Genomic DNA, 16,519 nt, shown 5'->3' with positions numbered 1-16,519 from the left:
TAGTCAAAAGCTTTGAGTTCTGATTGATTGGCACTGCATAGGTGAGGCAATATCACCAGTACCACTGCAAAAGTATCTTGTATGTGTTCAATATGGTTGTTGATACTGGAGGCAAGTTTAAAAAAAGCCTCTAGGTGGTAAGTGATAATGACGGGTTTATCTTGGTGCAACTCGCCATAATAAGCAAAACCTTTGGCCAAGCCATCAGGGATGATTTGAATATGTTGTTTATCCTGTAGTACGGCACATTGGATAAGCTCTAATTCACCATTGACGATAGATAAAATTAAAGGCTTTTCATAGGTGAAGCCACTTATGTCTACATTGCATTGGTCAACATAGATCGGTTGTGATGGACTGCCAAAACGCTCAATGATGGGGTGATTGATATAGCCGTCATTCATTGGACTAAGCATTGTACAATTTGCTAAAATTGAAGTCGGTTTAATAGAGGTGGCGATATTCATAGTATCGCTACCTTTTTTATTCCCAATGATTTTTTAACTGTTGAGGCTTGATCATTTTTCATGTTCTAACTCCAACTTAGCTGCACTTTGCATTTGATAATTGTGCCATTGCATAAGGTCTGCATAGTCGAAGTAAACTGGGGCTTGTTTCGTATTTCCTGTTTTTATTGGGCGAGGAAACGTTAAATCAGTACGTACAATATGGCGTAATGATTCGCGACTTATGTCCAATAATTCGCAAACAGTTTTAAATTGAACGCGTATAGGGGGAATATTCATAATTATGCCTAAGTATGTAAGAACTTAAGACATTCTCTAAAATTTAAGCAATAAAATGTGGAATGAGATAGTTCTTTAGAAATCTGGAAAAAAATAAACTAAAAAAATTCCGAATTTGCTAAAGCTAAGGCTTTTAATTCATCAAATAACTGAGTTGGATACTTTAGATCCTCATCATGTATTCCATGTGAATTAAATAATCGATCAACAATTGGTTTTACACTTTTTCGGAGTGTTTCTTCCCCACAATATGGTTGGTACTGATATAGAGCTCTACTCAAAACTGGTCGTTTTATATCTTTGTTATTAATAAGTGACCATAAATACAAATCTATATAGGCTAAGAGTTGATATGTTGCCCAATTTATCAATTTATCAATTTATCAATTTATCAATTTATCAATTTATCAATTTATAGTTAGTTAACCCTCTAACTGGCTTAACACTACTAATTTGGTATCTTAGTGTTTCTAAAACCTTTTTAAATTCTCTTTCTAATATTTCATCTGATTGTGTTAAATCAACCATAAGCGGAGTTTTTTTAATACTCTCTAATGATTCATCATAATTAATAATTTTACTAATAAACAATTCATCATCAGGGGTATAAAGATGCCCATAAAACTTATGATTACTATAAAAATCTTTTGTTGTCATAATTTTTACGTTGCTATCGGTAATTGTAGATGGTAATTGTTCATATTTCTCATAGATGGTAATAACTACATTTTCATTAAAATTATTAGAAAAGAAATTATATAGGCGATCTATTTTAAAAGGTTCATCAAAGTAATCCGCTATAATTCTATTTAAGAATTGTAGCTTTTCATCTTTATTAATTTTTTGACAACTATCTGTAAATATCTCAAAAGATTCAATAGCAGCATGTAATTGATATCTTGATTCTAATTGAAATAACCAATTTAAGGCTGATAAGCGATCCATACCTTCATATTTTTTTATATCAAAAGCTGTTGGTATTACATTAATCTTTTTTGCCATATTACTTACTCAAATTGAACTATATAAAACATTTATTGAAACTTCTTAAACTGGATAATGCTTTGATCTGCTATTTCTTCTAAATAATTGGCATACCATTGCATCATATTAGTTCTATCCTGTAGATACTGAGCCTTGTTATACACGCCTGCCACACCATCTTTAACATGTGCTAAAGCCGATTCAATATGACGCTCATCAAAGCCCCTATTGTTTAATAGCGTACTAGCAATATGTCTAAATCCATGAGGTGTTTGTCGCCCCTCATAACCCATTCGACGCAAAGCCATAATAAAAACCGTGTCTGACTTGGGCTTACTCTTATCCGAACGACTCGGAAATAAAAAATCAGAATCCGTTTCAAAACTTCTCAATTCATTCAAAATGGCAATGGCTTGAGTCGGTAAAGGCACAACATGCTCACGGCGTTTCTTCATACGTTCTTCGGGTATATTCCATATAGCATTGTCAAAATCAAACTCATCCCATTTTGCGCCACGTAACTCACTAGGACGACAAAACAACATTGCAAGCAACTGCAAGCCGATACGCACATCAAGCGTAGGGTAGTTATTGATAGCTCTTAACAATGGTGGTAATTCTTGCTCACTCACATGAGCCATATTTTCTTTTTTACCTTGTTGCAAATATTTTTGAATACCTTCTAAAGGATTATAATCAATTCGACCTGTGACCTTTGCATAATCATAAATATCACGGCACATTGCCCGAACTCGGTTGACCTGTTCATAAATACCTAGCTTTTGCTGAATACCTTGTAAATGATTCATCCATTCAATCGGTTTAATTGTGGTGTACAAGCGTTTACCAAAAACAGGGAATATATGCTTTTCCAATGCACCTTTATTTCTAGTCATGGTGTCATTTACCCAAGTATTCACTTTAGTGTCTAACCATTCTCTAGCCAATATTTCAAAGGTGGCATTATTCTGCTCTAATTCTTGGCGGTTTCTTTCTTGTTTAGTAATGATCGGGTTATCGCCGTGAGAAATATCTTTAACAATCTCAGACGCTTTTTTTCTTGCACCTTTACCCGATAATTCAGGATAAGTGCCTATCCCAAGCCATGACCATTTACCATCAGCCTTCTTGTATCTGAATAACCACGCTTTTTTTCCATCAGGCTTTACACGGAAATATAAACCCTCACCATCCAATTCCCGATATTCTTTTTCTTCAGGGTCAAGGTTTGCAAGTACGGTGTCAGAAAGGGGACGGCGTTTAATATCTGTTCTTTTCATGGTTTGTACACCAGCGAGTTCAATAAAATGTGCAATGTACAAGACAGTGTACACGGTGCATGTACACTATAGCTAGCTATGTTTGGTTATGTTTAGGCAAGAAAAAAGGCTTAAACCCTTAAGATTCAAGCCTTTTGTCTGTAAAACTTGGCATATTTTGCTAAGTTTTGGAAGGTATTTGGTGGAGATGGCGGGAGTTGAACCCGCGTCCGCCAACACTACACTCGAGAATACTACATGCTTAGATATCGTCAATTATTTTAACATTAAGTGACCCGACGAACAGGGTACAAAACGCGATCCTCTAAGTTTGGTATAAAGCCCCGAGGCGTGACTTTATACGGACTTGTGTGCGTGCGCTTCGGTCGGGTTCACTGACCACAAGTATTCAGTGAAGCGGACAAGCTGCCCTTAGGCAGCTAGAGCGTATGATTCGTCGTTTGCGACTAAAATATGCAAATTTGATTTACGAGAGAAAATGCGCTCTCGGCATGCATCTATGAGCTTCATCATCAGCGTCGAAGCCAATAACATCCCCAGATAACGACGCTATCATAACATAACTGTTATAAATTATGCAGATAATTCATGCCAGTTATAGCAAATGACGCGTTTGAATATATAATTGCGTTACTATCAACATTTTACAAGAGTTAAAACAAAAAAAGATGAGCTATTTACTCGCACTTGATCAAGGAACGACCTCTAGCAGAGCAATTATTTTTGATGAACATGGAAAAGTCTATGCATCTGCCCAGCGAGAAACGCAAATTAAGACACCGCATTCAGGTTGGGTTGAACAAGATGCTATGGAAATATGGACGACACAAATAGGTGTTGTTCAGCAAGCGATTGCATCAGCGAGACTGCTTGCTAAAGACATCAAAGCATTGGGTTTAACAAATCAGCGAGAGACAACAATTGTTTGGGACAAGCGCACTGGTCGCCCACTTGCACCTGCAATTATTTGGCAAGACCGACGTGCAACAGATTGGTGTAATCAACTGATTCAAAATGATCTTGCTAGCAAAATCCATAAAAAAACAGGCTTAAGAATAGATCCTTATTTTAGTGCAGGAAAATTAGTTTGGTTGTTGGAAAATGTCGATGGTTTACGAGCACTTGCTGAACAAGGTCATGTTGCTTTTGGAACAGTGGACAGTTGGTTGATTTGGAATTTAACCCAAGGTGCTGAACACGTGGTAGAAGCCAGTAATGCTTCTCGAACAATGCTCATGAACTTAGAGTCTCAACAGTGGGATGCTGAATTGATTGAATTATTTAATATTCCTGCATCCGTACTGCCTAAAATTATTCATTCTGATTGTTATATTTCCAACACGGCTTCAGGTTTATTGGGTGCAGAAATTCCAATTTGTGGTGTTTTAGGTGACCAACAATCCGCTTTATTTGGTCAATCTTGTTTTGAAGCAGGAACAGCAAAGAATACTTATGGTACGGGCTGTTTCATGCTATTTAATACAGGAACCCAGATCCAGTTTAGTAAAAACCAATTATTAACAACCTTGGCTTGGAGTTGTCAAAAGCAACCACATTATGCACTTGAGGGTAGTGTCTTTATGGCAGGTGCTATTGTGCAATGGTTACGTGATGGTTTAGGAATTATTAAAAATAGTGCTGAAGTAGAAAGTCTAGCTCGCCAAGTAACAGATACGGACGGTGTGGTGCTCGTTCCTGCATTTACTGGGCTTGGTGCACCTCATTGGGATAGTGATGCACGTGCATTATTGTGTGGAATGTCTCGTGGTACCAATAAATCTCATATTGCCCGTGCAGCATTAGAGTCTATCGCATTTCAAGTGTCAGATGTTTTAACCGCAATGCAATCTGATATTTCACAACCTTTAAAAGAATTAAGAGTGGATGGTGGTGCAAGTCAGAATGATATGTTAATGCAATTCCAGGCTGATATTTTAAATGTACCCGTTTTGCGTCCTAAACTTTTAGAATCAACGGCTTGGGGTGCTGCTGCAATGGCTGGATTGAGAGCTGGAATTTTTAGTGACTTAAGTGAGATATCAGCATCGTGGCAGTTAGATAAAGCTTTTGAACCGAATATGAGTGAAGATCAGCGACAGTATCATTTAACGTTATGGAATCAGGCATTGCAAAGAACCAAATCGCATGCTTGATCAATGCAATCAATGAAAATTTAATAGACCTAAATATTCAGCAATCTATTCATAAACATAGATTGCTGAATGCATATTAAGGAAACATCTTAAGACGTAAGTTTTCTAAGCGTGTTTGATATTGTTTTTGCCATTCAGCATCAGAGAGTTGGGCTCTTAATGGCTCCATCTCTTGCTGTAATTGACTCACTGCTTGTTGATATTGATTGGCTTGTTGTTGCTGTTGAACCTCACGTTGGTCTCGTTGTTGAATCTCTAACCGTTCCTGTTGTGTGAGGTAGCGCTGTTGTAATTCCTGCTTTAAACGCTCAGTTTCAGCAGTCTTATTGCCTTGATTGAGGAGGGTCACCGCTTGCTCATAAAGCCCAATTTTACTTTCCTGTTGATTGTTATTTGGGTATTGACGTTGTAACTCTTCAAAAGCTTTTAAACGTTGCTCAGCACTAAGGTTCTGATTTTGTGCTAAATCTTGGTATGCAAAACGATAATCTGCATAATGACGTTCTTGCCCAAAACCAAGCATTGCTTCAGCTTGCCCTAAAGTTTGTTCTCTTATTTTCCATAAGGTATCAAAACGCTCTTTAGGTGATAAGGATGTTGATAACACAGTACTTTGCATACGTTGTTCATATTGCGGCATGCGTTTTAATAAATTCTCAACCAACTGCGCAAATGTTTGATCAGGGTAATTCGCCAGCGCTTTTGCTAAAGCAGCATCGCAGTCTGCTACCTGACAGTTTGCTTTAAAGTCATTGAGAAATTGGGTGATATTTCCAGGTTGCTTTTGTAAGCTTTGTAATTGTTTCAATAGGGTTGTTTGCAGTAGTTCATCCTTGCTTTTGTTTTGTATTGTTTCATCGGTTACATGCGTTGATGAGTCAGGTGAAGAAGGTGTTGTTTGCTGGACTGTAGCGGAAGAGGCGGTGCTCTTCCAAACTACAATTGCAACCAAGACCGCTAAAACAACAATGATTGTTAGCAATAGTCTTTTATTCATACAGCTTTCCGTTTTATGGACTGTAATTAAAGTGTCCCATTACAGGGAAATGATCAGAAAGATCCCACGTCATATACAATGGGTCAGCTGTAGTACGTAAGATACGAACATCATTACGAGCTTGTGTCGGTTGGCGATGTGTATTTGAAGCCACGACATAATCTAGATATTCAACCGTTGTACCACCTGAACCTGCTGCACCAGCAAGTTTATTGACACGTGGGTCAAATGTAGAAGCAGTATAGCCTGTACTGATTGGTGCTGTTGCATTGAGGTTGGTCAGCATATTTTGATAGTCTTGTGGCCATAAAAACTTGTTGACATTAAAGTCTCCGCCCATCAATACCGCATCAAAACTTGGGATGTTTTGTTGATTAACCAATTGGCGAATTTGTTGGAATTGAACTTGACGAAGAGCACGTGCTTCATCTGTATCAAATGATGCTGTGTGGGTAGAAGTCACATGATATGCTTTACCATTTTTAATAATCTCAGCATACAAAACGCCTTTATCCGCGAAACAATCTGTACCAGTACAATCTGGATAAATCAGTTGTGCAGTTTTTACAATTGGATAGCGGCTAATGATCACTAAACCACTGTCAAATAAGTTATAGCCAGAACCTACTGGAATATGAGTTTGATATGGATATTGTTGTGCCAATTGATTCAACATGCCTGTGCGAGAAGAAGAAAAAGCTTCTTGCATCATAATCACATCGTATCCGTTTAAGTGGTTGGGTAATTCAGCCAAACGCTCACTAATTTTACTTGCAACCATAGGTAGCGCATAAATATTATAAGTCAGTACTTTTAATTCATCTGCATTGTTAGAAACAGGTTCTTGCACAGTGTTTTGATGGATTGTGTAATGAAAATCATCATATCCCCCCGTATATTCAGCTTTAACAGCAGCTTGAGCTGATAAACCACCATAAGTTGTATTAAGACGATAGATGTTGCGGTCTGAATACCATGGTGATGTGGTCGAAGCTGTTTGAATGCCGTGTTTAATATTACTGCCAGTCCATGTTCCCGTCATGGTTTGTTTCAAAGTGATTTTTGAGCTACCACTGCTGACCACTGTATCAAAGTTATAGGTTTTTCCTGTTTTTAAACCTGTATAACGGTTTATACGAAGGACACGCTTAGTTTCGTAAGGCGCAATTTGTGTTGCTTCCTGAGCCCACTCATTTCCTTGTTGTAAAATATGTGTACCTGTTTGAGTGGCTTGTATCGATACGGTTTGCGGTGTGGTGTTGGTAACAAAGACATAAGAATCTGCCAGTGCGTTTTGCGTTGCAAAACCTCCCACCAGTAGCGCTACTCCTGCGCTTAATTTTAAGCTCTTCAGCCCCATAATACATCTCTCCATAACGTTTAATTATTTGTGAACAAAACATAATCAATAATTTTTTAAATTATTCATTAATGAAAATTTTATGATTTTTATTTGTTCGAAAATTATAATAATGAAAAAATGTTGCTAAATCATTTAAATTCTCGGTTATTCATCTGATTTTATATAAAACAATATGTTATTGATAATTTTCAATATGATAGAAGAAAAGTAACGAAATATTTTTATAGAGGATAGATTAATAATGATTCAAAAATGAAAATGGAAAAGTAACGCTTATTAAAGATTATGGTTTAGCCATCATTTAGAGAGTCATAAGCCTCCCTAAATGATGGCTTGTTTTTTGCTAAAGACTTATTTTGCTAAAGCAGTTGCGGCTTCATCAATTAAATCAGCGACTTCTTTTGGCTTAGATGCCAAAGATGCATGGCTTGCACTTAAGGAAATCACTTTTTTTGCATTTAAACGTGAAGACATAAGTACTTGATTTTCATGATTAATCATTCTGTCTTCAGTTGAGATTTGATACCAAGATGGTTTGGTTTTCCATGCAGGGGTTGAGATTGTGTCGCCAAAAGTACTGGCAATCGGTGCTTTTTGCGTTACGCCCATAACCAGTCCTTCGTCTGCGCTTAAATCTTGACAAAAGCTTTCATGGAACTTATCGGCTTTAACCCAAAGATAACCATCACTGTCAGGTGCCAAATTCGCTGCGGCAGCAGGTAAATTCTGCTGGGTAATACTACCAGGGCTTTCGTTAGAATCAGGAGCAAAAGCAGCAATATAAACGAGACCAACCACATTAGAATGATTTCCAGCCTCAGTAATCACAGCACCACCATATGAGTGGCCGACTAGAAGTACGTCACCATCTACTTGAGCAATCATTTTGCGTGTTCTTTCTACATCATCTGCAAGTGAGGTGAGAGGAACTTCAACAGCATGTAATGCTGCATAACCACGATGAGACAGCTCAGTAATCACTTTACTCCAGTGTGCAGCACCACCCCAAAAACCGTGTACGAAAATAATGGTTGGCTTATTATTCATATTTGTTTCCTCGCTAAAAAGCTATCGTATTTGATTTAATAAAATTGAATAGTTGAAGTTTTTTGCATAAAGATTAAATAATATATGAATAATTTCAATGCTAGAAAAACCTGCTAGAAATGATTATTTGTGATTCAACCCGCTTAAACAATGATTGAAACACCTATGTTTTTGCAGAAACACTTTTTTAAGGATTGAGAAAAAGATGCAGCATGAAAATGATAAAAGTGTTTTAACGGATATATTTTTTGATATTTATCGATTTGCGGAAATTTCGGGTGATATTTATCGCTTGGATTATTTTAATGATAAAAATAAACTAAGTTTTAATAAGGATTATGCTTATATTCATATTATTCAAAAAGCGACCTGCTCACTTAAAATTGATCATGTTGAAACCGATTTAATATTAAAAGATGGAGATATTCTGGTTTTACCTGTTCAGTGTGCTCATTCGATTGAATTAGTGGGAAATCGAGACGCCGATGCCTATGTGATTAGTTGTATTTTTCAATTGAGTGGCATTTATGGAGAGGCGATAGCAGAAGGATTGCCAACATATATTCATGTTCCATCGCATAATGATGCCGAAAAAGTCGCTGAATGGGTTCCAATGACAGTAGCAGCGATAAAGCTTGAACTTGAACATCCTATGCTGGGGAGTCGAATCATGCTTTCTAGGATTATTGATTTACTATTGGTTTGGTCAATACGCTTCTGGTTAGCAAAACAATCCATTGAGCATAAAAGTTGGATTTTTGCTTTGCGTGATCCAGCGATAAGCAAAGTTTTGTCGCAAATACATGAACATCCTGCTCATGATTGGGATGTCGTTAAATTGGCGAAAATAGCCAATCAATCCAAATCAAATTTTTCCAAAAAGTTTGTTGATTTAGTGGGGGTTTCACCCATTCAGTATTTAAAAAATTGGCGTATGAAATTAGCCAGTGAGTTAGTCAAAGAAACAGATAAAAGCATTTTTCATATTGCTGAATCGGTTGGATATTCTTCACAGGCTGCTTTTACCCGTGCGTTTACCCAAACTTTTGGTTGTGCCCCAAAAATATTTAGAGAAGTTTCAATTCAAACGGATCGTACATTTGAAGCGGATTTATAAAGGTTGATTAATCAATAAGATCAATGCCTAATGAGCGTGATTAGGCATTGTAAGCTTAAATGATAAACTTTATTTTTAGCGAATTTAAAATGCCCAAATGAATTTTAGTAAACCTGTATGGCCTTCAGGACGATTTTCAACTTGGGTTTCTGTTAAATACTTTGCTTCTATTGACCAGTTTTTATCCTGATATTGTACAGCAGGGCCAACAGCCAGTACTTGCCCACGCATTTTAATGTCTTCGCCATGTAGTTCATCTGATTTGACTTGTTTAAATACATAACCCTCAACTGCAACTTTAAACTTGTCTGTCAGTTTGTAGCCGATGCTGTAGTCTCCTGCAAAATAGTCTCCAGATGTGTAATGTGTATCGTCATTTTCATCATTAAAGCTATAAGAGAGTTTTGTGGAAATGTCTATACCATTTGGGGGAGCATAGCTATAAGCCAAAATAGGGCGAATAGTGTTGTAATTCTTACCAATATTGGCAACAACCGGCTGAGTTGCTGTAGGTGTATCATATTTTCCTGTTGCCAGTACTGTTTCAACAGCACCGATCCAGTGGTGGTTTCCTTGATGCCAACCTAACATCGAACCCAGCATTAAATCACCTAAAGCACTGTTATGATCTGACATTCCTGCTGCGGAAAGACGTAAGTCCACCATGGGTTGAATAGCATAGAAACCCAATTGACCACCGAGATAGTTTTTTTCTGTCATCCAGACTAAACGCGGAATAAGTGCATTTACATCTAAATGAAAATTCGGAGGTCCATTGTCAAAACGACCGGCATGATAATTTTGATAATATGTGAGTAAATAGATTCCTGGAGGTGGTAGGGCACCTGCCATCATTCCCTCAGCACCTAAAGCATATGAGTCAGCTCCATTTTCTGTAGCAGAGCTCATGCTACTGCTTATACCAAGCATAAATAATACGGAAAGTTTTAAGATTAGAGGTTTCATAAAAAGTCCTTTTTAATGATGTGCTTATTACATATTTTGTCCCTATACATTGCGCATAGGGACGAACTAATTAAGCTTCTGCTCGACGGCGATCCACTTCCGTAGATGGGAGTTGGTTAGTATCTTTAACTAACTCAAAGTTAAAAGTAATTTTCTTGAAAGGTTGATCTAAATTGTATTTGGCCATTTCCACGGGATCAGTCACATCAATTGCTGTCGCAATGAGGCCATCACGTGTTGCAAAGGCAAAGTCATCCCAAAGATATTTGTCACCTTCAATATTGAATTGAGTGGTAAGTTTGCGATAGTTCGGTGCAGAGACAAAATAATGAACATGAGAAGGTCGATTACCATGTCGACCTAATAAGTTCAGAACGGCTTGAGTCGTGCCTTCTGGAGGACAACCATAACCAACAGGCATGGTTGTTTGTGCAATATATTGACCATTGGCATCTGTGATGATGGTACGTCGTAAATTGAAGTCAGACTGTGATTTATCAAAGAATGAATAGTTGCCTAAACTATTGGCGTGCCAAATTTCAACCTTTGCATTCGGAATCAAATTTCCTGCGGTATCTTTTACAACACCTTCAATGATCAATGTATCAACATGCGTAGACTCGGAACCATCATCCATACGAGCAAAACCAATAGATTCAGGCGCGCCAGCAACATAAAGGGGCCCTTCAATCGTACGTGGTGTACCACCTACGATTCCTGCCTTCATATCAGCTTCATCTGCACGTAAATCTAAATAATGCTCCAGTCCCAATCCTGCTGCTAAAAGACCAAGTTCGTTGGCTTGACCTGCATCTGTTAAATATTCCAAACCTTTCCAAAGTTCTGTTTGAGAAATATCTAAATCTTCAATGGCTTGGAATAAATCTCCCAATAGGCGGACAATAATTTGTTGAATACGTGGATTGACTTCACCTGTCGCTGTATCCACATTCATTTGTTTAATTAATACATCAATTTGTTGTCTATTCATCATCATTTCCTTTTGATTGGCATGTGTGTGGATGTGATGACCCGTCATATACGGATCATCTAAAAAAGTTGTATGCTTTTAGAGTGGTAAGCTTTAAGGGCGCGCTAAATATGTCTAAATAATGCCGAACGTGATTGTCCATTCGCACTATCTGCGGCACTTAAGAATCGTTCTGTGTGAATATCTTTTTCAAATAATCGACTTTGCATCAGGGTTGAAATTGCAGCATCAATCATGGGTGGTGGGCCACACAAATAGGCTTTGTGTCCACTGCATTTATTTTCAAAATAATCAGCAACGGCTTCGTGTACAAAACCCGTAAAACCTGTCCAGTTATCTTCAACTTTTGGCGCATTGAGTGCAGGAATATAGCGGAAGTTCGGATAGTCTTTTACCAGTTGTTGAAAGATGTCACGGTTATAAAGTTCAGCCACATCTCGTGCACCTTGAAATAGGTAAATGATCCGCGTGTCATTTTGCTCTAGTAAATCTAAAATCATTGATTGCGGACTCGATAGACCTGAACCACCTGCAATAAAAATGACATCTTTTTCATCAGACTTTCGCACAAAGAACTGCCCATAAGGTCCTGAAATATCAAGTTCATCACCGACTTGCAGTGATTCGTGTACATATGTAGTCGCTGCTCCACCTTGTACTTGGCGGATGTGTAATTCAATAATATTGGATTCGCTGGGTGGATTTGCGATCGAGAAAGCACGTGTACCGTCAATATGGGGAAATTGAATATTAATGTACTGTCCAGCCTGAAAGTCCATTGGACGGTCAATTTGCAAACGGATACCTTTAATGGTCGGTGAAAGCTCAGTGATTGCTATAACTTTTGCTTGATAGTCTTGGACTAAATAGCCTAAGAAATCCTCATCTTCGTCAACATCTGCTTCAATGACCATGTCCGATTCAGGTTTGCAGCAGCAAGCTAAAACTTTATTTTCTTCACGTTCAATGTCCATCAGTGCAAAAGGAGAGGCATCTCCAACGTCGTAAAAACCGTCTGTGACTTGAACCTTACATGTCCCGCATGTGCCGTGACCGCAGGCAAAGGGTAGCCATACACCTTGACGTAATGCAGCATCTAAAATGGTTTGATCTTCTTCAACATCAATGGTGGTTCCAATGGGTTCAATGGTAATTTGATAGCTCATAAACTTGCTCCCTAAACATGCGCGCCTTTGTAACCCTGCAAATGTGGTGTTACAAAGCGTAGGAGCGATTTATGATCAAAACCTAAATCTTTTAAAGATTTAGAGTAGTCAGCATTTAAAAGGTTACGATTTAAACGGAATTCAACAGTTGACCAATCTATATGCTTAAAGTCTGGGTGTTGTGAGAAACCTGCTTGAATTTGTCCATCTAACAACTCTTGAAATGTTTGCTCTGGCGAAACGACAAAAGCATGTGCAGAACAAAATAAAGTGTGATGGTCCCAACCAATAAACAACAACATGTTTTCGCCGTAATTTTGCTGTAGGTCTAAAGGTTCAAATTGATAATTTTCAACAATCGCTTGTACAGTCATGGGTAATTCCTCAAATTTTTTTAAATAAATCCTTGAGAGGATGTTATTTATCTAGATAACATCCGTTCCTTTTTGCTGATTTGTCATCAATGGATCAGGCTGCGTTACCTTTCCACTTTTTCCAGCGTTGTTGGTCTGGTGAACCTTCAATATCAAGATTGTCAGCACCAACATTGAAGTTGTAATAATCTCGTAAGATGCTTTCTAAATCAGGACCACCACAGTTACCCTGCAAAATTTGATGAACGGGTAACCAAGCTTGAATATATTTTTCTGGTTCACGTTCAAAAATATCGTGACAGCCATCCGAACAAGTATGGTAGCGTTCGCCCTTATAAATCGATTCACGGTAACTAAACATGGTTTGGTCACCGTCCATCTCGGTAAAGGTCATTGGAATTTGGCAAATTTGGCAGAGTTGAGGTAAGCCTGCGCTGTAGAAGCGTTTGCCTTCCGCTTCCATTTTGCGGGCAAGTTCCCAACGTGGACGGTAGTATTTATCAAAGGTGTCAGGGTATTTTGCAGAGAGCCAATCCATTTCTTCATCTGTTGGAATCCATGTATGGAAACCTGCAGCATGTCCAAAGTTATAGAAAATCCACCATGCTTGATGCGAAACATGTTCTTTTTCCTTGGTAATGACTTCGCTGTATTTCGGCATACGTATCCCATAGCGGCTGAGGTCTTTGAATAAAGCACCACCTGCTTCTTCAAAATACGTTTCCCACGCTTCTTTCCAAGACATGACTTTGTTTGGCAACATGTAATCCATCATCATGCCAACGATTGAAAGCAGACGCGTACCACGCCAAAACCATTTATCTATCCATTCTTGAACGATTGGCACGTTGTCTTCATGTTGTTCGAGTAAGAATTTGACGATTTCTAAACCAAGTGTCATATGACGTGCTTCATCTGACTGGGCACTGAAACCGAAAGTTACCGTTGCCATATCGCTGTTATAAGCCGCACCTGACATGAATGGAACAAATAAGAGGTTAGTGAGCACGTATTCAAAAGCAAAGCTGATTGCCAATAGAAATTCAAATGGTCCAGCTGAACGTGCATCTTCAAAGAAAGATTTTGGAACGGATAAATACCATACACGATCATGCATATGTGCCCAGTCTTGGAAACCATCAAAGAATTTGTTGTAGTGGCTCATGGCATGAATCTGGGTTTGCACATGGCGTAATTCATCAATCGATTGCATCTGTGATGCAATACGTGCCCCTATGCCACCAAATTGACGTCCTACATGTGCATAGCCTTGGTATGCTTGGTATTCAAGTGGTGTAACAGCAGTTAAAAATAGCTTAATCGCATTGACATAACGTTCATTTGAAACATTCATCTGTCCATTATTTTGTGCAAATGCATCAAAAATTGCGTAAAGCTTCTTTTCTTTTTCTGCTTGGTATTTCCAGTAAGCATCCATGGTTAAACGGAATGGATCTTCCCATTTTGACCAGTCAGTGATTTTAATGCCTTCAAACTCTTCATAAGGGAAAGCTTGTTTGCGATCTGCGTAGGAAAATTCCCAGTCTAAATCACGGGTTAACATACGATAACGGTCTTTGGCGTTCAGCTTTTTTGTGGCTGTTTTAGCTTGGCTAGTCATTTTGATCATCCTTTAATATCTATGAAGCTACCTGCTTCTCATTCTTTAAACCAAAGGCTGTTTTGCTTTGGTTGATTTATGGTTCAATGGCTTAGTTCCATTTCAATGTAAATGTGTCGTCATCTTCATCAACATTGCCACCCAGTGTGATCATGTTGAGTTGCAGTTCTTGGATGTCCCAATCCTGTCCTAATTTTTCTGATACAGTTTCAGCACGAACGATTAATTCACCGACACTTTCCACACGAATCATGGCAGGAAGGTATTGAATTGTTGCTTCAGGGTTATCCTGCTCAATCGCTTCAATGATGTAGCGGGAGGTGTCATTGTCTTGCAGGGCTAAATAAACTTTAGAAGTCATGATGGCAATTCCTTATGCTGCTGAATCAAGTAAAACGACGCCTGCTTTTTTGCTACGCTCAGTGATCGTAGTTAAAGCGCTATCAATAGAAGAGTCGGAGAGTGCTATTGCTGACCAAGCACTAAAAGCATTTTTCACTTGAGGAAGTAGTTCAACAATCCATGCTTGGATTAAAAGTTTATTTTCTTCAGATTCTGAAATGGCGGTTTTCAAAACACTGTCTGACCATTTGCGTAAATCCGTTAAGCAGTCTTTGATAAATTCAGTAAGTATGGCGATATCACGTCCACCATTTTCAACCAACCATTGATCAAACTGACCGAAAACCAGTTCTTGTAACATGCTGTCAATGAGTAAGCTTTGTAAAATGTAGAGTTTGAACCAATCTTGTTCTGTCAAACTTTGCTCGCAAAGTTTACGTAGAGGTTGCCACATTTCATCATTCATCCACGCTTGTTTTGCATGTTGTAATGATTCACCTGTATTGCCATCCAGTATTAAACCGATACGAGAAATATATTGCGCTATTCCTAGACGATCCATGGCAGCAAAAATGCAGGCTTGGGTAATGACTGTGCCGTAACCGTAAGCACTGCCTGACATCATGTGTAAATTGGCAGTTTGTTCGACATACCGAAATGGCAATAAACAGGTGATGATTTTCTGTTTCACTTCGTCATTCAGGTTTTCTACCAATTGACGTTTTTCAAAAAATGCATAGTTACTCTCGGCAGTATCTTGCATACGTGCACGATGTTGTACATAAGCGCCATAATAAAACTGGCGAGGGTCTTTAAATGCATACCAATCTTGCATGTGTAATGCAGTATGGGTTTTATCATTTAAGGTTTTTTCAGGCTTCCATAATGGGCGATAGTGAAAATTTGTTGAAGCTTGGACATCAAAACTGACCTCTTGATAACGAGTCGCAGGTTTGGTACCAAAACGACGTTCGATATACGCATAGGTTTGGCGAATAGGTTCCAAATTGGATGTTTTAATTTCTAAAGTCATTACAGGCTCCATGTATATTTAACTTTGATCTTCTTGATCGGAAGGTTTACGGGCATTACTTAGAACAGTGGGTTCAATGCCATAACGCCATTTATCTTCTTGTGCATCATTCCAAGCCTGTTGCTCTGCGGTCATTTCAATGACATGATTTATTTCACAAAAGTGCTGAAAGGCTTGTTGGGGCAGCACCAATTCAACAAAAAGCGTCGGGTCTTGAATAGCGAAATCAAATTCAACAAATTTGGCATTACGGTCACCCGTAATACGGATGTATTTCACGAATGAGTGCGTTGTTGTGGTATCTACCATTGGAGGTATCCTTCTTATCACCATCAAAAT

General features: G+C 38.4%; 17 protein-coding genes, 1 other RNA gene and 1 pseudogene. 2 read left to right on the top strand and 17 right to left on the bottom strand.

All coding sequences use genetic code 11. The features are described 5' to 3' along the window. The 6 genes and pseudogenes from D7V20_RS10635 to ssrA form a co-directional block, all read right to left on the bottom strand. Positions 1 to 467 (bottom strand): annotated as a pseudogene (locus tag D7V20_RS10635) (DUF3987 domain-containing protein); the annotation flags it as partial. Positions 468 to 518: 51 nt separating this feature from the next. Continuing rightward, positions 519 to 746, bottom strand: a complete 228-nt coding sequence (locus tag D7V20_RS10630; protein ID WP_120384264.1) for a helix-turn-helix transcriptional regulator — start codon at positions 744 to 746, stop codon at positions 519 to 521. 98 nt (positions 747 to 844) lie between these two features. Continuing rightward, positions 845 to 1,117 (bottom strand): DUF6387 family protein, encoded by a 273-nt coding sequence (locus D7V20_RS20400; RefSeq protein WP_120384263.1) that lies wholly within the window; start codon positions 1,115 to 1,117, stop codon positions 845 to 847. A gap of 28 nt (positions 1,118 to 1,145) precedes the next feature. Continuing rightward, complete coding sequence (locus D7V20_RS20315; RefSeq protein WP_120384262.1) at positions 1,146 to 1,748, bottom strand: DUF6387 family protein; 603 nt, start codon at positions 1,746 to 1,748, stop codon at positions 1,146 to 1,148. A 32-nt stretch (positions 1,749 to 1,780) separates the two neighbouring features. Continuing rightward, on the bottom strand, positions 1,781 to 3,010 hold the full coding sequence (locus tag D7V20_RS10615) for a tyrosine-type recombinase/integrase (protein ID WP_120384269.1): 1,230 nt from the start codon (positions 3,008 to 3,010) through the stop codon (positions 1,781 to 1,783). A 179-nt stretch (positions 3,011 to 3,189) separates the two neighbouring features. Then, positions 3,190 to 3,548, bottom strand: a transfer-messenger RNA (tmRNA) gene (gene ssrA / locus D7V20_RS10610). 130 nt (positions 3,549 to 3,678) lie between these two features. Here ssrA and glpK point away from each other — a divergent pair. After that, the gene (gene glpK / locus D7V20_RS10605; protein WP_120384261.1) at positions 3,679 to 5,163 is read left to right on the top strand and encodes a glycerol kinase GlpK; all 1,485 of its coding nucleotides are present in this window, start codon (positions 3,679 to 3,681) and stop codon (positions 5,161 to 5,163) included. A gap of 76 nt (positions 5,164 to 5,239) precedes the next feature. Here the strand turns inward: glpK and D7V20_RS10600 are convergent, their stop codons facing one another. From D7V20_RS10600 to D7V20_RS10590, 3 genes are all read right to left on the bottom strand, one after another. Continuing rightward, positions 5,240 to 6,160 carry a lipase secretion chaperone gene (locus D7V20_RS10600; protein WP_120384260.1) on the bottom strand — a complete coding sequence of 307 codons (921 nt, stop codon included), beginning with the start codon at positions 6,158 to 6,160 and terminating at the stop codon, positions 5,240 to 5,242. 13 nt (positions 6,161 to 6,173) lie between these two features. Beyond that, complete coding sequence (locus D7V20_RS10595) at positions 6,174 to 7,520, bottom strand: sphingomyelin phosphodiesterase (RefSeq protein ID WP_120384259.1); 1,347 nt, start codon at positions 7,518 to 7,520, stop codon at positions 6,174 to 6,176. Positions 7,521 to 7,874: 354 nt separating this feature from the next. Further along, the gene (locus tag D7V20_RS10590; RefSeq protein WP_120384258.1) at positions 7,875 to 8,570 is read right to left on the bottom strand and encodes an alpha/beta hydrolase; all 696 of its coding nucleotides are present in this window, start codon (positions 8,568 to 8,570) and stop codon (positions 7,875 to 7,877) included. Positions 8,571 to 8,775: 205 nt separating this feature from the next. Here D7V20_RS10590 and D7V20_RS10585 point away from each other — a divergent pair, with 205 nt between their 5' ends. Next, positions 8,776 to 9,687: a helix-turn-helix transcriptional regulator gene (locus D7V20_RS10585; RefSeq protein ID WP_120384257.1), complete on the top strand. Its 912-nt coding sequence runs from the start codon at positions 8,776 to 8,778 to the stop codon at positions 9,685 to 9,687. Between the two features lie 84 nt (positions 9,688 to 9,771). On the opposite strand, the gene D7V20_RS10580 is transcribed toward D7V20_RS10585, so the two are convergent. The 8 genes from D7V20_RS10580 to D7V20_RS10545 form a co-directional block, all read right to left on the bottom strand. Then, the gene (locus D7V20_RS10580; RefSeq protein WP_120384256.1) at positions 9,772 to 10,653 is read right to left on the bottom strand and encodes a SphA family protein; all 882 of its coding nucleotides are present in this window, start codon (positions 10,651 to 10,653) and stop codon (positions 9,772 to 9,774) included. Positions 10,654 to 10,723: 70 nt separating this feature from the next. Continuing rightward, the gene (catA, locus tag D7V20_RS10575; protein WP_120384255.1) at positions 10,724 to 11,644 is read right to left on the bottom strand and encodes a catechol 1,2-dioxygenase; all 921 of its coding nucleotides are present in this window, start codon (positions 11,642 to 11,644) and stop codon (positions 10,724 to 10,726) included. A gap of 104 nt (positions 11,645 to 11,748) precedes the next feature. Beyond that, positions 11,749 to 12,810, bottom strand: a complete 1,062-nt coding sequence (locus D7V20_RS10570; protein ID WP_120384254.1) for an NADH:ubiquinone reductase (Na(+)-transporting) subunit F — start codon at positions 12,808 to 12,810, stop codon at positions 11,749 to 11,751. Between the two features lie 11 nt (positions 12,811 to 12,821). Then, positions 12,822 to 13,184, bottom strand: coding sequence for a phenol hydroxylase subunit P4 (locus tag D7V20_RS10565; RefSeq protein WP_120384253.1), 363 nt, complete (start codon positions 13,182 to 13,184; stop codon positions 12,822 to 12,824). A 94-nt stretch (positions 13,185 to 13,278) separates the two neighbouring features. Further along, positions 13,279 to 14,805 carry an aromatic/alkene/methane monooxygenase hydroxylase/oxygenase subunit alpha gene (locus D7V20_RS10560; protein WP_120384252.1) on the bottom strand — a complete coding sequence of 509 codons (1,527 nt, stop codon included), beginning with the start codon at positions 14,803 to 14,805 and terminating at the stop codon, positions 13,279 to 13,281. Positions 14,806 to 14,896: 91 nt separating this feature from the next. Then, positions 14,897 to 15,166, bottom strand: a complete 270-nt coding sequence (locus D7V20_RS10555; RefSeq protein ID WP_120384251.1) for an MmoB/DmpM family protein — start codon at positions 15,164 to 15,166, stop codon at positions 14,897 to 14,899. 12 nt (positions 15,167 to 15,178) lie between these two features. Further along, entirely contained in the window at positions 15,179 to 16,180 is a 1,002-nt protein-coding gene (locus D7V20_RS10550) for an aromatic/alkene monooxygenase hydroxylase subunit beta (RefSeq protein WP_120384250.1), read from the bottom strand. A gap of 18 nt (positions 16,181 to 16,198) precedes the next feature. After that, complete coding sequence (locus tag D7V20_RS10545; RefSeq protein ID WP_120384249.1) at positions 16,199 to 16,489, bottom strand: phenol hydroxylase subunit; 291 nt, start codon at positions 16,487 to 16,489, stop codon at positions 16,199 to 16,201. Positions 16,490 to 16,519: the final 30 nt, after the last annotated feature.

This window comes from Acinetobacter rongchengensis, from assembly GCF_003611475.1.
GTDB lineage: Bacteria > Pseudomonadota > Gammaproteobacteria > Pseudomonadales > Moraxellaceae > Acinetobacter > Acinetobacter rongchengensis.
Note: the sequence above shows the minus strand (reverse complement) of the source record. Positions and strands in the feature narration are given on the sequence as shown.